Here is a 21,650-nt window from a genome sequence, read left to right on the forward strand (position 1 = left end):
GTGTTCGGGTTGCGCCGGGACGGGAAGGACCGTTCGTCCGCGTTTCTATTCTATCGCGCCGCCAGCTCGGACGCTTGGTAAGCGGCCGTCCTATCTCGGCCTTTGACCTCCTTGCCGCAGCAAAGCTGAGACCGAGCAACCTGCGAAGCCGCACCGCCGCTTCGCTACGGCTCTTCTCAACCGCAATGCTGACCATGTCGAGATCGATGGATTCTTCCGCAGGTGATGAGCTCAGGCAGGCATCCAGCGCGACGGCGCCCGAAGCCGCGCGTTTCTCTATGCCACCGCTTGGCGCATGGCGGCGGACGGTGATTGTCTGCGCGAGATTTCGATGTTGAAGGCTATCTGTGGCGAGCTCGTCAACGAGGTCGTGTATGCGTGCGTGCAGTTTCACGGCGCCATGGGCGTCATGCGGGAGAGCCCGATTGAGCGCATAGCGCGCGACGCTCGCATCCTGTCCATCGCCGGCGGCGCGACGGAGGTATGCTGGAGGTGGTCGCGTCGATGTCTTGAGCCCGATGCGAGAGCGGCAAACTCAAGGATATCAAGAAGCGGATTCGATGGTTGGCGATGGCACGCGAAGCCAGCCGGGCGTTTCATGCATGTCCAGAGCAAGCACAATACGAATGCTGTGGCTGTTTCGTTCTCGTTCCTGAACCCATCAAATCTTGGGCCGCGCCGATAACCCGCCTCCATCAGGCTTGCGGAAGGCTAGACACGCGTGCGGCGGGTCGAGGCGCCAGTTGCACCAATGTAGCGCCGATACTGGTCCCCGCTTTGACACGAAGCGTCGCTGAGCCACCGACCAATTTCTCTGGATCCGACGACCCGTTTCGGCTGGTGGGGGTTGATCGTTCCGGCTGAAAGGCTTTTGATTCGATGGTCCTCCGCCAGCGCTCTTGTGAATTGTTTTGCATCCTGTTCGGATCTGAAAGTCGCAGTCCTTCGCGCTTGCCTATCGGGCGGAGCGTCGCGCTGATCGATGAACGAAACGTACCAGATGTGATCTGGCGTCATGCGGCCACCTCGGCGGTTGGGTTTCGGCGTAAACAAACTTTGCCAGCCTAAGTGAGCTGGCGGCTGGTCCGAGGATAAGAAAGGGAAAATACGACTTTCGGTTACTCAGTCTCTCGGATTTTTCTAAGTACGCCTTCTGAGCATCAGCCTGCTGACAGCCGATATCGCAGCCTCGGCGTCCCGTTGCTTCGACGATTGACAGGCAATTATTACATGTATAAAAATATGCAAATTCATATAATATGAGATGCCCGAATGGACGCGCATCCGCTCAAGCTCAGAGTGCAGTCGGTCGTTGCGGAGACGCCAGTCATTCGCAGCGTTGTGTTCGGTGTGGAGGGCGGTGCCGTGCCGGACTGGCAAGCGGGCGCGCATATTCGCGTGCTGCTGCCGGGCGGAGGCGACCGGCCGTATTCCCTGATGGCGTTGCCGGATCTGCCCGAAGGCACGGTTGCGCTGGGGGTGCTGCGCGAGCAGACGTCGACCGGCGGTTCGCAGTTCATGCATGCCCTTCAGGTCGGCGACGTCATCCGGGCGAGCACTCCGGTCAACAATTTCGGTCTTCACGAGGGCGCCGCGCCGGCGTTGCTGTTTGCCGGCGGCATCGGCGTTACGCCGATCTTGTCGATGGCGGCCGAGCTGAACGCGCAGGGAACGCAGTATCGCCTGCATTATGCCGGGCGAATGCCGGGGCTGCTGGCGTTCCTGCCGCAGTTGCAGACAATCTGTTCGGAGGGTTTGGCGGTTCATTACGACAGCGATGAATCCCGCCTCGATATCGCAGCAGTGCTTGGCGAGGCACCCGCAGGCGCTCACGTCTATGTCTGCGGGCCTGCCGGCATGATTGACGCGGTGAAGGCGGGGGCGCTCGCCAGGGGCATCCCGGCAGACCGCATCCATTTCGAGCTGTTCAAGGCGGAGCAGCCGGGTGCGCCGAACAAGCCGTTCGAGGTCGAGCTCAAATCGACCGGGCAAGTCATCACGTCGCGACCGATCAGAGCATCATCCAGGCGCTGGAAGCGGCGGGGCTCGACGTGCTGTACGACTGTCAGCGCGGCGACTGCGGCATCTGCCAGTGCGGCGTGATCGCAGGCGTGCCCGATCATCGTGACGTCATTCTCGGCGATGAGGAGAGGGCGTCCAACAAGGTCATGCAGATTTGCGTGTCGCGTGCGAAATCGGAGCGGCTGGTGTTGGATCTCTGAGCGGAGGCAAGAGGCGCCATGGTGAAATACGGAAACAATCCCCGCGCGATCGGCGGGTTGGTGCGCGACGCCGAGGTGCATCGCGACGTCTATGTCGATCCCGAGATCTTCGATCTCGAGATGGAGCATCTGTTTCCCAATAGTTGGATCTATGTCGGGCATGCCAGCCAGTTGGCGAAGGCCGGCGATTTCATCACCGCCAATATCGGCCGGCAGCCGGTGGTGGCGAGCCGCCACACCGACGGCTCGATCCACCTGTTCTACAATCGCTGTCCGCACAAGGGCGTCAAGATCGCCTCCGAGCCGTGCGGTAACACCGGAAAGTTCTTCCGCTGTCCCTATCATGCCTGGTCGTTCAAGACCGACGGCTCGCTGCTGGCGATCCCGCTGAAGAAGGGCTACGAGGGAACCGGATTTACCGACAGCCCGGCGAGCGACGGGCTATCGCGGATCAGGAATGTCGTCGTCTACCGGGATTTCATCTTCGCGCGGCTGAGCGAAACCGGCGTCGCTTTCGAAGATTATTTCGGCGAAAGCCTCTCGACCATCGACAACATGGTCGACCGCTCGCCGGAGGGGAAGCTCGCCGTCGTGGCCACGCCGATCCGCTACATGCACACCTGCAATTGGAAGATGCTGGTCGAGAACCAGACCGACACCTGCCATCCGATGGTGGCGCATGAGAGCTCGGCCGGCACCGCTATCAAGGTCTGGCAGCGCGAGCAGGGCGACTCCAAGGAAACGCCGATGGCGGTGCAGCTCTATGGACCGTTCATGAGCCCGTACGAGTTCTACGAGCAGAGCGGCATCCGGATCTGGCCGAACGGCCATGGCCATACCGGCGTCGCCAATTCCATCCATTCGAACTATTCGGATATCGAGGGCTATCTCGGCCAGATGGTCGCCGCCTATGGCGAGAAGCGGGCCCACGAGATCCTCGGCGAAGTCCGGCACAACACGGTCTATTTCCCGAACATCATGGTCAAGGGCGCGGTGCAGATCTTGCGCAATTTCATCCCGATCGCGGTGGACCGAACGCTGGTGGAAAGCTGGGTCTATCGTCTGGTCGGCGCGCCCGACAAGCTCTACGAGCGGGCGCTGATGTACAATCGCTTCATCAACGCGCCGACCTCGATCGTCGGGCACGACGATCTCGAAATGTATGAGCGGGCGCAGGAAGGGTTGAAAACGAACGGCAATCAGTGGGTCAATCTGCGCCGGCTCTACGAGAGCGGCGAGGAGCCTGACGTCACCGCTGTCATCAACGGCACGTCGGAGCGCCAGATGCGGAACCAGTTTCATGCCTGGGCCAAATTCATGACCATGGATATGGTCGAGCCGGTCGAGGCCGCGGAATGATCAGCGAAAAAACCATCACCGATTTCGTCTATCGGGAAGCCGACCTGCTCGACACGATGCAGTGGCAGCCATGGCTTGACCTGTTTCACCCGGAGGGGCGCTACTGGATGCCGCTGGAATGGCAGCAGCAGGATCCGGTGCTGCAGCCGTCACTGATGTACGAAGACCTGCTGCTGATGAAGGTGCGGATCGAGCGGCTGGCTGGTGAGCGCACTTTCAGCCAGAAGCCGAAGAGCCGCTGCCATCATTTGCTGCAGGCACCGCAGATCGTCGCCTGCGATCCGGCGACCGGCATCTTCAAGGCGCGGACGTCTTTCATCTATACCGAGACGCGCGGCGACACGCTGGAGCGGTTCTCGGGATGGGCGTCGCACGATCTCGTCCAGGTCGGCGACGGCCTCAAGATCAAGCTCAAGCGCATCGATCTCGTGAATTTCGACGCGCCGTTCGGCAATATCCAGCTCTTCATGTGAGTGCGCCTTGACCACAGCGACCACAGTCTATGCCCGCTTCCGCGACACCGCGCTCCGCCGGGGGGAAGCCGGCTTTCTCAACGTGCTGCCCGAGACCGCCGAGATCTACGGCATCGCCGCCGGGGAGATCTCGTACCGCGCCATGCTGGAGCGGGTGGAGCGCTGGCGCGCGGCGTTTGCGAGCCGCGGCTATGGCCAAGGCCATCGGGTCGGGCTCTTGCTGCAGAACAGGCCGGTCTTCCTCGAGCTGTGGTTCGCGCTGAACGCGCTCGGTGTCTCCGTGGTGCCGATCAACCCGGATCTGCGGGTCAGCGAGCTCGAATACATCATCGCGCATTCCGAGATGAACGCCGCCTTCGTGCTCGCCAAGCGGCGCGATGAGGTCGAGACGGCGGCGCGCCAGGCCGGCCGGCCGATTCCGGTGGCAACCGAGGGCGACGATGTTCCAGCCCCGTTCGGCGGCGCGCGACCGGCGAGCGCCGGCGACGGTGCGAGCGAATGCGCGCTGCTCTATACGTCGGGGACGACCGGCCAGCCCAAGGGCTGCGTGCTGACTAACACCTATTTCCTGTATTCCGGAGACTGGTATCGCGACGTCGGCGGGTTGATCGATCTTAGCAGCGATGGCGAACGCATGATCACGCCGCTGCCGCTGTTCCACATGAACGCGATGGCGGTGTCGCTGATGGCGATGATGTCGGTCGGCGGCAGCCTGACCATGCTCGATCGCTTCCACCCGCGCAGCTGGTGGACGTCGGTGCGCGACAGCCGCGCGACCTGCCTGCATTATCTCGGCGTGATGCCCTCGATGCTGATGAGCGCGCCGCCGTCGGATGAGGATCGTGCACACAGCGTGCGGTTTGGCTTCGGCGCCGGCGTCGACAAGCTGCTGCACGCGCCGTTCGAGGAGCGCTTCGGCTTTCCGCTGCTCGAGGCCTGGGCGATGACCGAGACCGGAAGCGGCGGCGTGATCGCGGCCAATGTCGAGCCGCGCAAGGTCGGCACCAGCTGTTTCGGCCGTCCGGCGCCCGAGGTCGAGGTTCGGATCGTCGACGACGGCGGCAACGACGCGCCGGTGGGCGTGCCGGGCGAGCTGCTGGTGCGGCGGGCGGGCGATGACCCTCGCTACGGCTTCTTCAAGGAGTACCTGAAGAACCCGGAAGCGACCGCCGAGGCCTGGAAGGACGGCTGGCTCCATACCGGAGATATCGTGGCGCGCGATGTCGATGGCGATCTTCATTTCGTCGATCGCAAGAAGAACGTGATCCGCCGCTCCGGCGAGAACATCGCCGCGGTCGAGGTCGAGTCCGTCCTCAATCGCCATCCCGCGATCCGGCAGGCCGCGGTCGCGGCGACGCCCGACCGGGTGCGCGGCGACGAGGTCGCGGCCGTCATCATCGCGGAGCAGCCGGGCGCGGATCGCGCGCTCGCCGAGGACATCGTGCGCTGGAGCCTGGAGCAGATGGCCTATTACAAGGCACCAGGCTGGATCTGCTTCGTCGAAAAGCTGCCGCTGACCGCGACCGAGAAGATCCAGCGCGCCGGCTTGAAGGATTTCGTCGCGAAGCTGATGGGTGATGGCGCGTTCTTCGACCTTCGCGATCTCAAGCGGCGGCAGGAGTGACAATTGGCAGGGAGCCAATCATGAGCCAGATCCGCACCACACTCATCACCGGAGGCAATTCCGGGATCGGCGAGGCATTGGCGAAGCAGCTCGTTGGCCAAGGACAGCGGGTCGTCTCGGTCGGGCTGGAGAAGCCGGTGTGGACGCACGAGCTGCTCACCGCCTATCGCGCTGACCTGACCAGCCTGGCGGAGACGCGGGCGATTGCCGAGGAGATCTGCCGCGATCACGCGGTCGATTGCCTCGTGCACAATGCCGGCATGATCCTGCCGAACCTGCTGCGCGATGCGAAGCCGGAGGACATCCTGACGCTGGCGCAGCTGCATCTGGGCGCACCGATGCTGCTGACCCAGGCGGCGATGGAAGGGATGCGCTCGCGGCGGTTCGGGCGGATCGTGTTCGTGAGCTCGCGCGCCGCCATGGGCGCGGCTACGCGCTCGGCCTATTCGGCGACCAAGGCCGGCGTGCACGGCATGGCGCGGACCTGGGCGCTGGAGCTGGCATCGAGCGGGATCACGGTGAACGTCGTCGCGCCAGGCCCGATCCTGACCGACAATTTCTGGGGCATCATCCCGAAAGGCTCTGAGCAGCAGGACAAGATGGCACGCAACGTGCCGGTCGGGCGGCTCGGCACCCGCGAGGACGTCGCGCACGCGATCAGCTTCTTCCTCGACGAGCGCTCCGACTTCGTCACCGGGCAGGTGCTCTATGTCTGCGGCGGCACCAGCCTCGTCGGGCTCGGTCCCTGATCCAGCCAGATTAGGTCAGGTCAGATCTGGTTCTGGCGGATGTTCTCGACCATCTTGGCCAGCACCCGGGCGCACACCTCGATCTCGTCGGGCTCGATGCCGACGGTCAGGCGGTCGTAGTTGTTCTCCATGATCGGCCAGATCTTGCGCAGCAGGGCTTCGCCGTCCGGCGTCAATCCGACGACGCGGCGGCGCTGGTCTTCCTCCGCGATCTCGCGCTTGACGAGGCCCGATGTCACCATCGACTCGACCATGCGGCTCGCGGTCGACTGCTCGGTGACGGCCAGCACGGCGATCTCGTTGACGGTCAGGGTCTTGTAGATGAACAGCACCGACAGCGTCCGGAACACGACGTTGTTGATGTTGTGCTCGCTGAGATCGCGGTTCTGATCCAGGTTCCAGCGATTGGCGAGCCGGTTGAACAGGTAGGGAATGTAGCTTTGCAGCTGGTCCCGCGTCCGCGGTGGACCGGATTTCCATCTGCTCCTGGAGTCTTTGGCCATTACTTCCTGCGACCCTGCTTCTTGCTTTCGCTGCCAAGTTTCGAGGAGAGGGACCGTAGCATCGACAGTGCCGTCTCCAGCTCCCGCGCGGGGATGCTTTCGAGCCGTTCGCTCAGATGCTTCTTATGCACGTCGGCGGCCTTCCTGAACAGGGCCTCGCCCTTCGGCGTCAGGCGCACGATGAATGAGCGGCGATCCTCGCTCGACATCTCCTTGCTGATGAGGTCGTCGGCCAGCAGGCGCTGCACCAGGCCCGAGACGTTGCCGCCGGATACTTTCAGGTTCTGCGACAACTGTCCGAGCGCGAGGCCTTCTGGGTAACGATCGAGCTGCGCCAGCACGTCGAATTTTGCGAGCGACAAGCCGAACTCCGAGCTCAGCATGGAATTCAGCGACGCAAACAGCTCGCCATGCAGCGACAGCAGTTGCAGCCAAAGCCGGGTTTCGATCTGGCCGAAGACGGGAGCTGTGCTCTCCTTGAGGGCTGACGACGTCATGCGAAGCTCTTGATGGTCTGGATCACGCCGTCGAGCTCCTTGCCCGCGCTGTCCTTCAGCGCGGCTTCGCGCAGCCGGCGCGCCCAGTCGGCGGCATCGTCGCGCGGTGCGACCAGCTTGATCGCGGCCAGCGTCTTGTCGAATTTCGACAGGCCGCGGCTATGGGTGTCGGAATAGCCTTTGACCAGGCGCCGGCATTGCAGGATCTCGACGCCCAACTGATAGTTCGTTCGGACCGCCTCTGTCGCGGCCTTGAGCCATTCGTCCCGGTGCGCCGTCTCGATGGCGTGGCGCAGCGAGCGGCGGCGCATGCCGCGCAGTCCGCCGACGACATAGAGCGCGACGAACCAGGGCAGCGAGTAGGTCTTGACCCGTCGTCCCTTGTTGACGCGGCGGTCGAGCCAGCCGAGCAGGCGCGGCTTTCCGCCAAGCCAGCGGGCAAATTTCGCCGGCAGCATGCCCATGACCTCCTCCATCCGGGGATGCATGAATTCGGTGGTCTGCAGCACCTGGCCGTCGGACAGTTCGAGCTCACCCTCGATCCGCGCGCGACGGGCCGATCGGGTCTTGAGGTCGGCAACGCGGATGACGTCGTCATAGGTCATGGCGTTGGCGAGATATTTTGCCGCGGCCTGGGTGAAGGCAAAATTTCGCTCGGCGCCGCCGGAGTTTTGATCGGCGGCGTGGAGCCTGCCGAGGATGTCGAGATATTCGCCGCCATAGGCGACGTCCTGGAAATCGACCACCTTCTTCAGCCCGGCGCGGCCGATGGCGTGTGCGACCTCCGGCAATTCGTGCGTCAGCCGGGCGGCGAGGCCGGCAAGACGGGGGTCCAAAACAGCCGGAGCGGAGGGCGTCTTGGCAGTCTCCGATTGCGCGGGTGCCGCTACCTCCGGAGACTTCGACTGCACGCGGTCAAACGCAGCCTCGAACGCCCGGACGCTGGCCTGTGCGCCTTTCTCGCCGGCGCGGATCACGTCGAGATAGCTGTCGCGGCTGAAGCTCAGTACGCCGGCACCTGCGAGCGCGCCGAACATCGCAGCCGAGATGACGCTGCCGTTTGCGATCGCGAGCGCATTCATGTCGAAGATGATCTCGGTCTTGGCGGCAATTCCGATGGCGCCGGTCACCGCGCCGTTGTCGGCGATGCCGTTGCCCGGCGCGATCTTCTCGCCGATCGCAAAGGTCCGGTGATTGGATGCGATCAGCGTGGTGCGGTCCGGCGTCACCAGGCCGCGCAGGATCGAGCGGCCGGCTTCCATGAATTCCGCCGCCATCACCACGTCGACGTCGCCGGGGGTCGGCATCAGCGACAGGATCGGCTTGCGGCCACCCAGCGGCGGCATCGCCTCGATGTAGTAGATCGTGGCGCCGGTACGCTGGGCGACGCCGGGCACCGAGGTCGACTGCGCGACCCAGCCATGGTTCTCGGCGAGCTGGACGATCCAGTCGGTGAGGACGCCGCCGCCCTGGCCACCCATCGCGACGATCGCGATCGAGATCGGCCGCTCGGTTGCATCACCCGCGGCAGGCAGCGCCAGCTGGACCGTTTCGTCTCTCATGCCAAGGTTCTCATGCCAAACTTCTCATGCCAAGAATCTCATGCCAAAGTCTCGAGCGCCGGACGCCGGCGATCGCGCCGCCGCTGCAGCCAGCCGACCACGGTCATCGCGACCCTCGACCTGAACCTGTCCCAGCCGGTCGGATTGTGAATGACGTCAGCGCGATAGAACGAGGGACACAGCACGGCCGCATCCGCGACCTCGCCGCAATTGCCGCAGCCGACGCAGGAATTGTCGATCGCCGCGACGGGATCGTCACGCAAGGGATCGTCGAGCTGCTTGACCGAGAGCGACGGGCAGCCGGAGAGGCGGATGCAGGCGTGATCGCCGGTGCAGACATCCTCGTCGACGCCGAAGCGTTCCTTGACGGTACGAACGCCGTCCTTGATCGCCTTGCTGATCTGCGGCTTCACGCGGCGCTGCTTGTTCAGCATGCATTCGGAGGAGGCGACGATGACCTTGGGGCCTTGCTCCTTGGTCGTCAGCGCTTCCTTCAGCGTATCGCGCATCCGGCCGACATCGTAGGTGCGGTCGATCTGCCGGACCCATTGCCCGCCGATGCCCTTCACGGCCTGCACGATCGAGTTGTTGGTGTTGCGCCGCTTGCTGACCGCACGCGATGACAGGATGTCCTGACCCCCGGTCGCCGAGGTGTAGTAATTGTCGACGATGACGAAGACGCCGTCATGCTTGTTGAAGACCGCGTTGCCGATGCCGCTGGTCAGACCGTTGTGCCAGAAGCCGCCGTCACCCATCACGGCGATCGAGCGCTTGTCGGCCTTGACGTTGAAGGCCGAGGTCGAGGCCGGGCCGAGGCCAAAGCCCATGGTCGTCGCGCCGATGTTGAAGGGCGGCAGGATCGAGAACAAGTGACAGCCGATGTCGGCGGAGACATGGTGCTCGCCGAGCTCGCTCTCGACCAGCTTCATGGCGGCGAAGATCGGCCGCTCCGGACAGCCGGTGCAAAGGCCGGGCGGCCGCGCCGGCACGACCTGCTTCAGCTTCTCGACCTCGGGATGGCTCAGCACGGCGGTTGCGTCCGGCGCCGGCGGTCGATTGCCGAGCAGCCGCGGCTCGGTCTTCTCGAGGAACTCGCGCACGCCGCCGAGCAGCACCTGCGCGGTATAGTCGCCGCCCATCGGCAGCACGTCCTTGCCGTGGACGCGGGCCTGGATATCCCGGCGGCGCAGCACCGTGTTGATCGCCTGCTCCAGATATTCCGGCTGGCCTTCCTCAACGATCAGGACGGCGTCCTTGTCGAGGCAGAACTCCGCGACCTCGCTGTCGATCACGGGGTAGGTGACGTTCATGACGTAGAGCGGGATCTGGGTGTTGCCATAGGCATCCGATAGCCCGAGATATTGCAGCGCGCGGATGACATTGTTGTACATCCCGCCCTGCATGATGATGCCGACCTTGCCCTGCTTCGGCCCCATCCATTCATTCAGCTTGTTGTCCCTGACGAAGTTGATGGCCGCGGGCAACCGTGTCCTGATCTTCTCCTGTTCATGCTCGTAGGCCGCCGGCGGCAACACGATGCGGCCGACGTCGCGCTTCGGATTGTTCAGGGCGTCCTTGATGGTGTGGGCCGGCCTGACATTGTCCGTGCAGGCGAAGCTTCCGTGCATGTGACAGGCGCGGACGCGCACCTCCAGCATGACAGGGGTGTTCGAGACTTCCGAGAGCTCAAAGCCCTTCTCGATCAGATTGACGATGCATTCATGGTCAGGGCGCGGATCCAAGAGCCAGATCTGCGATTTCATCGCAAAGGCGTGGGTGCGCTCCTGCATGATCGAGGAGCCTTCGCCGTAATCCTCGCCGACGATGATCATGGTGCCGCCGGTGACGCCGCCGGAGGCGAGATTGGCGAGCGCGTCGGAGGCGACGTTGGTGCCGACCGTCGATTTCCACGCCACCGCGCCGCGCAGCGGATACATCACCGAGGCCGACAGCATCGCCGCGGCCGCCGCTTCGTTGGCGGAGCTCTGGAACACGACGCCGAGATCGTCGAGCACGTCCTTGGCGTCGGCCAGCACGTCCATCAGATGCGAGATCGGCGAGCCCTGATAGCCGCCGACATAGGCGACGCCGGATTGCAGCAGCGCCTTGGTGATGGCGAGGATGCCTTCGCCGCGGAAGGTGTCGCCGTCGCCGAGCCGGAGATCCTCGACTTCACGAGCAAAAGACCGTTCAGCCATTGCAGCCTCCAGAAATATGCGATAGCATACGTTTACATGTAAACTAAGTCAACGCTGCGCCATGCCGTCAGACTTCGCGGATCTCTGCTCCGGACGGCGATCATGAGCCAGCGACAGGGTAGGGCCAATGCTGAAGCTGCCGCGCTTTAGAGCCGCCGCCGTCCAGGCTTCACCTGTATATCTCAATGCAAGCGCAACCGTCGACAAGGCCGCCTCACTGGTGCGTGAGGCCGCGGCGAACGGCGCGCGACTGGTCGCATTCCCCGAAGTTTTCGTGCCCGGCTATCCCTATTGGAACTGGATCACCGATCCCGTCACCGGAAGCGCCTGGTTCGAGAAGCTCGTCAAGGCATCGGTGCTGGTGCCGGGTCCCGAGATCGACATCGTTCGCAAGGCGGCGTGTGACACTGGGTGCTATGTCGTCCTCGGCGTGAACGAGCGCAGCCCGGTGTCGCTCGGCGCCATCTACAACACGCTGGTGTTCATCGGCCCGGACGGAACGCTGCTCGGCAAGCACCGCAAGCTGGTGCCGACCTGGGCAGAGAAGCTGACCTGGACTGGCGGCGACGGATCGAGCCTGCGCGTCTACGAGACCGAGATCGGGCGCCTCGGCGGGCTCGCATGTGGCGAGAACACCAACACGCTCGCGCGCTTTGCGCTGCTCGGGCAGGGCGAGCTGGTTCACGTCGCGAGCTACATCTCGCTGCCCGTCGCGCCGCCCGACTACGACATGGCGGAGGCGATCAAGCTGCGCGCCATTGCGCATTCCTTCGAAGGAAAGATATTCACGATCGTGTCCTGCTCGACCGTGTCGGAGGAGATCATCGCGGCGATGCAGACCGTCGTTCCCGATGCGCGGGCGCGTCTGCAGCGCAGATCGAGCGCATTCTCCGGCGTGATCGGGCCGGACGGCCGTCTCGTCGGCGAGCCGCTGATCGACGATGAAGGCATCGTCTATGCCGACATCGACCTCGAGCGCTGCATCCAGCCGAAGCAGATGCATGACATCGTCGGGCACTACAACCGGTTCGACATTTTCGATTTGCGGGTCAATCGCCGTCCGCAGACGCCGCTCGGCCTCGCGGAAGGCGAACGCCCGGCAACGGAGGCCGCAGAGCAGCCGAACTTCACATCAATTCCCGGCAGGACGGAGTGATCGGACGTGTCGATCCAACGACGCCACGATGCGCGAACCCTCCTCACCGTCGTCCTGGCGAAAGCCAGGACCCATTACCCCGAATGGTCATTGTCGAGCGATCTTGGGCCGCGATCCCTTTTACAATCGAATGCGGTGGTTATGGGTCCTGGCCTTCGCCAGGACGACAGTTGTGGGTGTGGCGGCAGGACCGCATGAGACATGACGTAATGAGATCTGACGTCACGAGATAAGACTTGGAGGACAGCATGAGCGAGAACATCATCGGCCGGGCCAATGTCGAGGATACTCCGGAGCTCAAGGCCTACTACAAGGACCTGGAGAAGTTCGAAGCCGGCGCGCTGTGGACGGTCGCCAACAAGATCGAGCCGTGGCAGCCGCAGTCGGCGTCCGTTCCCGTTCTCTGGCGCTACAGCGATCTGCGTGAGCACGTGCTGCGCTCGGTCGACCTGGTCTCGCCGGAGAAGGCGGGACGGCGGGTGATCTACCTCAACAATCCCGGTCGCCGCGACGTGTCGGCCGCGGTCGGCTGGCTCTATTCAGGCTTGCAGGTCATGCACCCCGGCGAAGTGGCATCGGCCCATGCCCAATCAGCTTCGGCTCTGCGCTTCATCATGGAAGGGGCGGGCGCCTACACCATTGTCGACGGTCACAAGATGACGCTCGGCGCGCGGGATTTCGTGCTGACGCCGAACGGCACCTGGCACGAGCATGGCGTCGAGGCAAACGGCTCGGTCTGCATCTGGCAGGGCTCGACATTCCGCTCGTCAACGCGCTGGAGGCCAATTTCTTCGCCGTTCACCCCAAGATCCAGCAGGAGGAGTCCGGCTATCCTGTGGACGACATGACCAAGACCTGGGGCAATCCCGGCCTTCGGCCGGCGGACTCGCGATGGTCGAACGGCTATTCGCCGATGTTCAAATACGAGTGGGAGCCGACCTACGAGTCGCTCGGGAAATATGCCGCCGCGACCGATGGCTCGCCCTATGACGGCATCCTGATGAACTACGTCAATCCGATCACCGGCGGACATGTGATGCAGACCATTGGCGCGAGTATGCAGATGCTGCGGCCGGGCGAGAAGACCAGGTCGCACCGGCACACCGGAAGCTTCGTCTACCAGGTCGCCAAGGGGCAGGGCTATTCCGTGATCGGCGGCAAGCGGTTCGAGTGGCAGGAGCGCGACATTTTCTGCGTTCCGTCCTGGGCCTGGCATGAGCACGGCAACGCCTCCGAAACCGAGGACGCCTGTCTGTTCTGCTTCAACGATCTGCCCGTCATCGAGGGGCTCGGCCTCTACCGCGAAGAGGCCTATGGCGACAATGCCGGCCATCAGCCGGTCGCGGCCTGACATTGCCCTGCAGAATTCAACCCGAATAACCGGATCAAGCTTTCATGCGTCTTGTCACCTACACCTTGGGCTCCAGCGGCGCCCGCCTCGGGGCCGTCGTCAACGGATTGGTCGTCGATGTCGATCGCCTCGGCGCGTCACGCGGCCTTGCCTGGCCGGCCGACATGTTGTCGTTCATCGATAACGCCGTCACGCTGCTGCCGGCGTTGAAGCAGTGCCTGGAGAGCGCCAACGGGAGCCTGCCGGCCGGTGCAGCCGTTCCGCTCGAGGATGTCAAGCTGCTGGCACCGATCCCGCGCCCGCGCAAGAACATCTTCGGCATCGGGCTGAACTATCGCGCGCATGTCGCGGAGTCCGCTGAGAGCCTCGACACCGACAAGGACCTGCCGAAGCAGCCGGTCGTGTTCTCCAAGCCGCCGACTGCCGTGATCGGGCCGGGCGCGGCAATCCAGCACAATGCCGGCATGACGCAGCAGCTCGACTGGGAGGTCGAGCTCGCCGTCATCATCGGCAAGACCGCAACCCGCATTCCGGTCGAGAAGGCGATGGATCACGTCTTCGGCTATTCGGTGATGATCGACATTTCCGCGCGCGACAATCGCCGCGCCGGGCAGTGGATCTTCTCCAAGGGCATGGACACCTACGCGCCGTTCGGCCCCTGCATCGTGACCGCGGACGAGATTCCCGATCCGCATGATCTGAGGCTCTGGCTGACCAAGAACGGCGTCATGAAGCAGGACTCCAACACCAAATACATGATCTTCGACATTCCGGCCTTGATCGCCGACATCTCATCCGGCATGACGCTCGAGCCGGGTGATATCATCGCGACCGGAACGCCCGAAGGCGTCGGCGCCGGCATGAGCCCGCAGGAATGGCTGTGGCCCGGCGACGTGGTCGAGGCCGGCGTCGATGGTGTCGGCGTCATCCGTCCCCCGGTTGTTGCGATCTGATGACGTCGTTCTCGTTCGATCGCGAGCTGAGGTTCGGCGATTGCGATCCGTCGGGGATCGCCTATTTCCCGTCCTACCTGAACATCCTCAACGGCGTGGTCGAGGAGTTCTGGTCGACGATCGGGTTCTCCTGGCCGGAGCTGATCACGATCCGGAAGATCGGGACGCCGACGGTCCATCTGACCTGCGACTTCTCACGGCCGTCGAAGTTCGGCGACCGCCTGACATTCGGCCTGCGCATCGTCAGGATCGGCCGCGCGTCGCTGCATCTGTCGCACATGGTCACCGGCGCGGATGGCCTGCGCTGGCGCGCGCGCCAGATCCTTGCCGCGACCTCGCTCGTCGATCATCACGCGATTCCCTGGACCGACGACGTGCGCGCGGCGCTCATGTCGCATCTGCAAGCCGGCGAGGAGGCGGTGGTGGCATCATGATCTCGCTGTTCATGACGTTCTCCGATCCGAAGGGCGAGCGGCGAATTCACGCGAACGATCTCGCGGCCGCGGCTGCGATGGTGGGCTCGATCCCCGGGATGGCCGAGGGCCTGCTGTTTACGCCGCTGGAGCAATCGGTCGATCATCCCTACAAGGCCGATGGGGCCGGGCCGGCCTTTGCGCTCCAGCTGCGTTTTCCAGACCTGTTTGCGTGCGAGGCCGCGATCGATCGCGGCGGCGCGCTCGCAGGTCTTGCGGTGGCCAGCGGACTGCCGAGCCTTGCCGGATTGGACGTGACACATCAGGCGATGGTGACGCGCGCCTTTCCGGTCGACGACGCCACGCATGCCAACGGCACGGTCACTCCGTGCAGCTACCTCGTGCATTATCCCGGGCCGGCCGACGACATGAACGCCTGGAATTTGCACTACCTGGAGCATCATCCGTTGATCATGCGGACCTTCCCCGGCGTCCGCCAGATCGAGATCCACACGCGCATCGATTGGGTCGACCGGCTGCCGTCGCAGCGGGTCGAGTACATGCAGCGCAACAGGCTGATGTTCGACAGCCCGCAGGCTCTTGCACGCGCGCTGGCCTCCGACGTGATCAAGCGCATGCGCGCCGACTTCGTCCAGTTTCCGCCGTTCGCGGGCGGCAACAAGCATTTTCCGATGCTGACGAGGATGGTGCGGCCCATAGCATGATGGGATCAAGGCTGGTTGCGAGCCGCGCTGGACAAGAGACTTATGCGACGTAACGGAAGGTGTTCAGGGCATGCACGCGCGGCGCATACACTCATAGTCGCCCGGCTCGCGAAGGTAGGTTGTTAAAACTTTTATTTCGTTTTTTCGAATACAAGGAGGCTCCTCTGCATCCCCTTATCTGCCCAGTTTGGCATTATTCGCCACGTCGAAGTGACTTGAAGGCGATCCCCGTCTAATTTGAAAAAGCGTGTTTGCTCGGTGCCCACCCATTCTGGGTTCCAAGCAACATCGACCTTCGTAATCCATTTGTCCCCTTCGAGACGGTACATGCCGGTGTAGGCGGCCATGCTGTTTAGCAGATCGGCGCGATCTTCGACTGTTTGTGGTGGCTTGCGCCCCTCTCCGGTCAGGACAAACATTACGCGGCCCTCAGCCGTGAAAATTGCGTATCCCGTAGGGGAGCGTCCGAAGACGGGTTCTTTCTGCCCGGTGGCTTGAATTTCAATTTCTTGGGAAACCAGTTTCCAGATGCCGATCACCTTCTCACGGTCATCGGCAAAGCTCGGATACGCCGCAATAAGCCACCCAACGGTGGCAGCAAGGCATTTTAACGTGGACATAGGAAGTGTCCCTCCAATGCTCTGCCTTTTTGGTACTCGGTGGGCTGACACTAGCGCAGGAATTGAGCGGATGAAATGTCAGTTCCGGGTCAATCGCTACAATCTAGCCCTGTGTCAGTAACGTCCCGGTCTACCCCACGCAGCGGACAGGTGCGAGGTCGGGCGCGTTGGTCGCGATGGGCCACCATGCGACATCGGCTCAGGAACAAATTCGGCGCCGCGGTTCGCGATGTCGTGAACGCGTTTCGAGGGGCTCGGTATCGGCGAAACAATCGCCCGCCGGACGAAACGACTTTTCCAAAGCTGCGAAATTATCCAAGAACAGATTGGGCGTATTGTACTGATTTCGCCATCGGTCGATCACGGTGGAGGCTGATCAAAAGATACTTTCCCGAATGGGCTGCCTATCGCCGTTGCAGGTGCTGCGAAAAAATTGAGCTGTCATCCGGATCGTCGAGGGCGAATAATCCTGTTGGTGCGGGCGCGCTTGTGAACGATTTCACTGCGCCGTTGTGCCTGCCAAGCGACAATGCCTTGCGTATTTGAATGGAAGTAATTTGCAGGAGGGTTGTCATGAAGATTGCAATTCCCGCAATTCCCCACTCTACGATTCGATCCACACGGCCTATCGGCAATCGCGGCGGCTTGATCACCGTCGGATACGTGGTTTTGGCGCTCGTCGCAATCGCCGCGATCTACCTGGCAGCGGGGCAGTCGGGTGTCACCCAAGCTGAGCTCGCGATTGCAACGGTATTACCGTGACCAATGATCGCCTGCGACTGACCACGTGGTGCGTTGCTGTATCCATCATCACGGCGGTCTGCGTATGGACCTTGATCGGTTCGCCTGAAAACCGAACCGAACACTCCTGGCGCCATTTGTCGTCGGAAATGGCCGCACGCAACTAAAGCGTTTTCGAGCGAAGCGAATACCGGCCCGCGTGAAGAAGCGCTTCAAACGGGAATCGAGAGCTGCGTTCCGATTCCATCGAACGAAAGCAGCTCTGGGGCATGAGCGCGTCAATGCGCTTGGTGGTCCGCGAATGGACGGACACCAAAAATTATTCCGCGCAAAATGATTTTGGAGATGATTGCCATGCTTGAACAGATTGCTCGCGTACTCTTGTGGCTTTCCCTGGGTGAAATTGCCGCCAAGTCTGGCTTGTGGCCGCTTCCCGCGCCAGTCACCGGCCTCATTCTGCTCTATGCCGAACTCGCCATTCGGGGACGGCTGCCCGATGATCTGGGTATCCTTGCAGACCGACTGCTTCAGTTTCTGGGCATGTTGTTTGTGCCGGCAGGCGTCGGCGTGATCGCCTATTTGGATGTCTTTAAGACCGAAGCAACGCCAATTTTGGCCGCGGTGATTGGAGGCACCGCCATTACTCTTTTTGTCACGATGGTTGTCGTGAACCGGCTCGGCCGAACGATTGCAATAAGTCGGGAGCCCGGGTCCGAACGCGTCGAGGGAGCAGCACGCGATGTCAACGCTTGATCTGACAAATTTGACCTGGGTCAGCCTGGCTGACCAACCGATCCTGGAAACGGGTGCGACCGTATTCGCTTTCTTGGCAGCAACTCGCATATCGCGCCTCGGCGGCAATCACCCGTTGCTCAACCCCACCCTTCTGGCGATCGTCCTCATTTCGCTCGGCCTCGAAGCGACACATATCCCCTACAAGACGTATTTGCGCGGCGCTGACCCGATACACTTTATGTTGGGGCCTGCGGTCGTTCTGTTGGCCGTACCGCTATTTCGTCAGCAGGCCGTAATCCGCGCTTCCGCACGGTTGATCGCGGTCGGATTGGGTGTCGGATTGCCCGTTGGGGTCCTAAGCGCTGTCGGCATTGCCTGGGTTATGGGGGCAAGGTCGCAGACCATCCTTTCCTTGGCGCCCAAGTCGGTCACTGCCGGAATTGCGGTCGGCATTTCCGAGCAGATCGGTGGTCTGCAAACGCTTACGATTGTGCTCGTGATCATGACCGGCATTGCCGGAGCCGTCCTCGGCCCACTTATCGCGCGCCTTGCTCGTATTGACGATCCGCGTGTCGTTGGCCTGACCATGGGCATTGCCTCCCACGGAATCGGAACCGCGCGGGCCCTCCAGATCAACGAGGTCGCCGGTGCCTTTTCCGGGCTCGGGATGGGCCTAAATGGCGTACTCACAGCCATCCTGCTTCCATTGATTTTTCGGCTGTTCTGAATTGTCGACCAACGACCGGGATAGACGGCAAGATATCTGACACAGTCGTTTTAGACCTCGCACCGGCGGGTCGGCACTTCCTGTCTTCATTCGGAAGCGGACTTCGTCACGGCCGTCCGGCATGTCTCAAGAGGGCCCACAAGCAGACATTAGCGCTTTCTCCGAGTTCGGGTCGCACTGACGATCTCCGCCGCCGCATCCTGAAGTTCACCGAGGTGGCGGGCCGCGAAGGCTTCCACCGAAAAGGCGGTCTTAAGCCAAACAATGTTGATCGAGCCCAGAACGCGCGCACCGTCTCGGAGGGGAACGGCGATTGCGAGCAGTCCGTCCGCATGCGGAGGCTTACCATACCAGCCGCCGACATGGGTGGAATCGCGGGTCGCGTAGCCACGCGCCCGGACGTCCGCGAGTATCGCATTCAGACGCGCTGGCTCTCTCGCCAGACGGTCCTCCGCTTTGCTCGAAGTTTGCAGCGTCTCGATGATGTGCTGTCGCTCTTTTGCAGGACAATAAGCCAGATAAGCCCTGCCGACCCCCGTCAACAGCCAGTTCACCTGTAGACCTATCCTCTCCTCTTGCAACAGGATTGGGCTTCGCGCACGGCTCGTCTCACGGATTTCCATATGGTCGCCTGCCGGCACCATCAGGTCGGACGGCCACGACACGCGCTGGCACAGCCGTTCCAAGATCGGGGCCGCGGCTTCCGCGATCCGGTCGCGATGTTCGCGGCGCGAGGGGGTACGCGAGAGCGTCGCTCCGATGCGGTAACGCCCGTCGGCGAGCCGCCGGGTGACCACGCCGGACCGCGCCAACGTGTGAAGGATGCGAAGAAGGCTGGGTTTGGAAATGCCGGTATAGACGTAAAGCTCATGCAGCGACGAATCCGGCTGCATCTGTAACGCCTGCAAGACATGGAGGCCTCGCTCCAGGCCCTTGATGACCTTTGGACCCGCCATCGTATTAATCACTCCGTTCCACAATGTGGAATGTAATGTTCCACAATGTGGAACGCACGTCGATTTTTCTGGCAAAGGACGCCGGCACGACCAAAGATAACGTGCTTGCAGGTTGCGACTCGGAATTGGAATCAATTTTCATCGCTTGATGGAGACTTCCATGAGATCACACCCGTTGTTCCGCGCTGCTTCACTGTTCGTTACGATCTTGGCCATGCTTGCGGCCCTGAGTCTCCCGACTTCGGCGCAGCCTTCGTTCCCGTCGGGGACGGTTCGGTTCGTGGCGCCGTTCTCGGCCAGCACGCCGCCCGATATCGTCAGCCGCATCATCTCCAAGGAATTGACGGAGACGGAAGGCTGGCGCGTGATCGTCGAGAACCGGCCCGGCGGCGTCACCACCATTGCGGCGACCGATGTCCTTACCCAGCCGGCGGACGGCAACAGCCTTTATGCAATGTCGGTACCATCGGTGGCGGCGCCATCGCTGGTGCCGAACATCTCATTCGACCTGGACAGGGATTTCGACCCCATCATTAAGGCGAGCGTCTCCTACAATGTCCTCGTGGTGAATCCGTCGGTGCCGGCCAACACGGTTGCGGAGCTGGTTGTGCTGCTGAAGAGCCAACCCGATAAGCTGACGTTCTCGTCCGGCGGCTTCGGCACGCCTGCGCATTTGATCGGCGAGCAGTTCAAGCTTCAGACCGGCGCGCGCGCCCAGCACGTTCCCTATGCGCAATTCCCGCAGGCGATTGGCGATCTGCTGAACGGCACCAACGCCTTCATGTTCATCACCATGTTACCAGTCGTCGACCTCATCAAGACCGGCAAGCTGCGGGCGTTAGCGGTTACTGGCCCGAAGCGCGTGCCGATCCTACCCGACGTGCCGACCATCGTCGAAGCCGGCTATCCTTCACTGGTGGTCGAGGACTGGACCGGTTTCGCGGTCAAACATGGTACGCCGAAAGATACGGTCACGCGGCTCAATGCTGCGATCAACAAGGCCCTTCAGAAGCCATCAGTGCGTGAGGCCATGGCGAAGATCGGCGCCGAGCCGGCGGGCGGTACGCCCGACCAGTTCGGCCGCCTGGTCGGCGATCAGGTCGCGCACTGGCACAAGGTCGTCGCCGACGCCGGCATCAAGGTCCAGTAGTAATGCCATCGGATTTTCGGGTGACATTGCTCGGGACGGGGACACCGATCCCCCGTCCCGATCGTTTCGGTCCTAGCACGCTGATCGAGGCCGGCGATCACACTGTGCTGATCGATGCTGGCCGCGGCGCCGCCGTGCGGCTATTTCAACTCGGCGTTCCCATCGGCCGGATCGATGCGCTGTTGCTCACGCATTTTCATTCCGACCACACGGTTGGTATTCCCGACCTCTGGCTGACCGGCTGGCTGAGCTCGTATTTCGGCAATCGCCGGCGGCCATTCAACGTGATCGGCCCGGTCGGAACTGCAAAACTGATGCATCATCTCGAATCAGCCTATGCGCACGACATCGAGATTCGCGTCGAGGACGAAAAGCTCGAACGCGAGCATGTCGCGATCACGGTGAAAGAGTTTGACGAGGACGGCGTCATCCATCAGACCGGCGACTTGCGCGTCCTTGCATTCACGGTCGACCATGGCGAAGCGATCAAGCCGGCCTACGGCTATCGGGTCGAGTATCAAGGTCGCGTCGCAGTGATTTCCGGCGACACGCGCTACAATGCCAACGTGCTGCGCCATGGCGCGGGCGCCGATCTCCTTGTGCACGAGGTCGCGATGGCGCCCCCGGAGCTGCTGGGCCAAGCCCACATCCAGCGTATCGTCAACCATCACACCTCGCCGCAAGAAGCCGGACGGATGTTTGCGCAGGCACGGCCAAGAATGGCCGCCTTGACCCACCTCGTCATGCTCGCGAGCGACACCGTGGCGGCGCCGACCATAGACGAGTTGATCACGGCAACGCGTGAGACCTATGCGGGGCCACTTGTTATCGGCGAGGATCTGATGAGCTTCGAGATTGGCGAGAGCGTTACCATCGGAAATCTGAAATCCCGCCCATGAGACGTCCGCTTTGGGTCTTGGCCGTGTAAAAACGGCT

The 21,650-nt window shown here is 62.6% G+C and carries 22 protein-coding genes and 1 pseudogene; 17 read left to right on the forward strand and 6 right to left on the reverse strand.

Features of this window, described 5'->3' with window-relative positions; genetic code table 11:
* Positions 1 to 295 precede the first annotated feature (295 nt).
* From AKN84_RS16565 to AKN84_RS16590, 7 genes are all read left to right on the forward strand, one after another.
* Positions 296 to 685 (forward strand): acyl-CoA dehydrogenase family protein, encoded by a 390-nt coding sequence (locus AKN84_RS16565; protein ID WP_050421756.1) that lies wholly within the window; start codon positions 296 to 298, stop codon positions 683 to 685.
* 587 nt (positions 686 to 1,272) lie between these two features.
* Complete coding sequence (locus tag AKN84_RS16570) at positions 1,273 to 2,103, forward strand: ferredoxin reductase (RefSeq protein WP_244485201.1); 831 nt, start codon at positions 1,273 to 1,275, stop codon at positions 2,101 to 2,103.
* A complete protein-coding gene (locus AKN84_RS49080; protein WP_244485203.1) occupies positions 2,052 to 2,222 on the forward strand; it encodes a 2Fe-2S iron-sulfur cluster-binding protein in 171 nt (56 codons plus the stop codon). The genes AKN84_RS16570 and AKN84_RS49080 overlap by 52 nt, the downstream gene beginning before the upstream one ends.
* An 18-nt stretch (positions 2,223 to 2,240) precedes the next feature.
* Positions 2,241 to 3,581, forward strand: coding sequence for an aromatic ring-hydroxylating dioxygenase subunit alpha (locus AKN84_RS16575; RefSeq protein WP_050421757.1), 1,341 nt, complete (start codon positions 2,241 to 2,243; stop codon positions 3,579 to 3,581).
* Positions 3,578 to 4,054: an aromatic-ring-hydroxylating dioxygenase subunit beta gene (locus AKN84_RS16580; RefSeq protein ID WP_050421758.1), complete on the forward strand. Its 477-nt coding sequence runs from the start codon at positions 3,578 to 3,580 to the stop codon at positions 4,052 to 4,054. Before AKN84_RS16575 ends, AKN84_RS16580 begins: the two co-directional genes overlap by 4 nt.
* A 7-nt stretch (positions 4,055 to 4,061) precedes the next feature.
* Positions 4,062 to 5,678 (forward strand): ATP-dependent acyl-CoA ligase, encoded by a 1,617-nt coding sequence (locus AKN84_RS16585; RefSeq protein WP_050421759.1) that lies wholly within the window; start codon positions 4,062 to 4,064, stop codon positions 5,676 to 5,678.
* 20 nt (positions 5,679 to 5,698) lie between these two features.
* Positions 5,699 to 6,427: an SDR family NAD(P)-dependent oxidoreductase gene (locus AKN84_RS16590; RefSeq protein WP_050421760.1), complete on the forward strand. Its 729-nt coding sequence runs from the start codon at positions 5,699 to 5,701 to the stop codon at positions 6,425 to 6,427.
* A 20-nt stretch (positions 6,428 to 6,447) separates the two neighbouring features.
* On the opposite strand, the gene AKN84_RS16595 is transcribed toward AKN84_RS16590, so the two are convergent.
* The 4 genes from AKN84_RS16595 to AKN84_RS16610 are packed head-to-tail and all read right to left on the reverse strand — an operon-like array spanning position 6,448 to position 11,187.
* Positions 6,448 to 6,930, reverse strand: a complete 483-nt coding sequence (locus tag AKN84_RS16595) for a MarR family winged helix-turn-helix transcriptional regulator (protein WP_050421761.1) — start codon at positions 6,928 to 6,930, stop codon at positions 6,448 to 6,450.
* Entirely contained in the window at positions 6,930 to 7,427 is a 498-nt protein-coding gene (locus AKN84_RS16600; protein ID WP_050421762.1) for a MarR family winged helix-turn-helix transcriptional regulator, read from the reverse strand. The genes AKN84_RS16595 and AKN84_RS16600 overlap by 1 nt, the downstream gene beginning before the upstream one ends.
* Positions 7,424 to 8,989, reverse strand: coding sequence for an indolepyruvate oxidoreductase subunit beta family protein (locus AKN84_RS16605; RefSeq protein ID WP_050421763.1), 1,566 nt, complete (start codon positions 8,987 to 8,989; stop codon positions 7,424 to 7,426). Before AKN84_RS16605 ends, AKN84_RS16600 begins: the two co-directional genes overlap by 4 nt.
* Positions 8,990 to 9,027: 38 nt before the next feature.
* Positions 9,028 to 11,187: a thiamine pyrophosphate-dependent enzyme gene (locus tag AKN84_RS16610; RefSeq protein ID WP_050421764.1), complete on the reverse strand. Its 2,160-nt coding sequence runs from the start codon at positions 11,185 to 11,187 to the stop codon at positions 9,028 to 9,030.
* A gap of 127 nt (positions 11,188 to 11,314) precedes the next feature.
* Here AKN84_RS16610 and AKN84_RS16615 point away from each other — a divergent pair, with 127 nt between their 5' ends.
* The 5 genes and pseudogenes from AKN84_RS16615 to AKN84_RS16635 all read left to right on the forward strand — a co-directional run bounded on the left by AKN84_RS16615 (position 11,315) and on the right by AKN84_RS16635 (position 15,785).
* On the forward strand, positions 11,315 to 12,343 hold the full coding sequence (locus AKN84_RS16615) for a carbon-nitrogen hydrolase family protein (protein ID WP_050421765.1): 1,029 nt from the start codon (positions 11,315 to 11,317) through the stop codon (positions 12,341 to 12,343).
* A gap of 248 nt (positions 12,344 to 12,591) precedes the next feature.
* Positions 12,592 to 13,694 (forward strand): annotated as a pseudogene (locus AKN84_RS16620) (cupin domain-containing protein).
* A 44-nt stretch (positions 13,695 to 13,738) separates the two neighbouring features.
* A complete protein-coding gene (locus AKN84_RS16625; protein ID WP_050421766.1) occupies positions 13,739 to 14,647 on the forward strand; it encodes a fumarylacetoacetate hydrolase family protein in 909 nt (302 codons plus the stop codon).
* Positions 14,647 to 15,081, forward strand: coding sequence for an acyl-CoA thioesterase (locus tag AKN84_RS16630; protein WP_050421767.1), 435 nt, complete (start codon positions 14,647 to 14,649; stop codon positions 15,079 to 15,081). Before AKN84_RS16625 ends, AKN84_RS16630 begins: the two co-directional genes overlap by 1 nt.
* Positions 15,078 to 15,785, forward strand: a complete 708-nt coding sequence (locus AKN84_RS16635) for an EthD family reductase (RefSeq protein ID WP_050421768.1) — start codon at positions 15,078 to 15,080, stop codon at positions 15,783 to 15,785. The genes AKN84_RS16630 and AKN84_RS16635 overlap by 4 nt, the downstream gene beginning before the upstream one ends.
* A gap of 131 nt (positions 15,786 to 15,916) precedes the next feature.
* On the opposite strand, the gene AKN84_RS16640 is transcribed toward AKN84_RS16635, so the two are convergent.
* On the reverse strand, positions 15,917 to 16,405 hold the full coding sequence (locus AKN84_RS16640) for a lipocalin-like domain-containing protein (RefSeq protein WP_050421769.1): 489 nt from the start codon (positions 16,403 to 16,405) through the stop codon (positions 15,917 to 15,919).
* 573 nt (positions 16,406 to 16,978) lie between these two features.
* Between AKN84_RS16640 and AKN84_RS16645 the strand changes: the two genes are divergently transcribed.
* The 3 genes from AKN84_RS16645 to AKN84_RS16655 all read left to right on the forward strand — a co-directional run bounded on the left by AKN84_RS16645 (position 16,979) and on the right by AKN84_RS16655 (position 18,608).
* The gene (locus AKN84_RS16645; protein WP_050421770.1) at positions 16,979 to 17,167 is read left to right on the forward strand and encodes a hypothetical protein; all 189 of its coding nucleotides are present in this window, start codon (positions 16,979 to 16,981) and stop codon (positions 17,165 to 17,167) included.
* Positions 17,168 to 17,500: 333 nt separating this feature from the next.
* On the forward strand, positions 17,501 to 17,899 hold the full coding sequence (locus AKN84_RS16650; RefSeq protein WP_021079439.1) for a CidA/LrgA family protein: 399 nt from the start codon (positions 17,501 to 17,503) through the stop codon (positions 17,897 to 17,899).
* Positions 17,886 to 18,608: an LrgB family protein gene (locus tag AKN84_RS16655; protein ID WP_050421772.1), complete on the forward strand. Its 723-nt coding sequence runs from the start codon at positions 17,886 to 17,888 to the stop codon at positions 18,606 to 18,608. Before AKN84_RS16650 ends, AKN84_RS16655 begins: the two co-directional genes overlap by 14 nt.
* Positions 18,609 to 18,757: 149 nt before the next feature.
* Here the strand turns inward: AKN84_RS16655 and AKN84_RS16660 are convergent, their stop codons facing one another.
* A complete protein-coding gene (locus AKN84_RS16660; protein ID WP_050421773.1) occupies positions 18,758 to 19,564 on the reverse strand; it encodes an IclR family transcriptional regulator domain-containing protein in 807 nt (268 codons plus the stop codon).
* A 214-nt stretch (positions 19,565 to 19,778) separates the two neighbouring features.
* Here AKN84_RS16660 and AKN84_RS16665 point away from each other — a divergent pair, with 214 nt between their 5' ends.
* Together AKN84_RS16665 and AKN84_RS16670 are read left to right on the forward strand one after the other, a co-directional pair.
* Positions 19,779 to 20,714, forward strand: a complete 936-nt coding sequence (locus AKN84_RS16665; RefSeq protein ID WP_128970921.1) for a Bug family tripartite tricarboxylate transporter substrate binding protein — start codon at positions 19,779 to 19,781, stop codon at positions 20,712 to 20,714.
* 20 nt (positions 20,715 to 20,734) lie between these two features.
* Complete coding sequence (locus AKN84_RS16670) at positions 20,735 to 21,613, forward strand: MBL fold metallo-hydrolase (protein WP_157863311.1); 879 nt, start codon at positions 20,735 to 20,737, stop codon at positions 21,611 to 21,613.
* Positions 21,614 to 21,650 lie beyond the last annotated feature (37 nt).

It is taken from the genome of Bradyrhizobium tropiciagri (genome assembly GCF_001189845.1).
Classification (GTDB): Bacteria; Pseudomonadota; Alphaproteobacteria; order Rhizobiales; family Xanthobacteraceae; genus Bradyrhizobium; species Bradyrhizobium tropiciagri.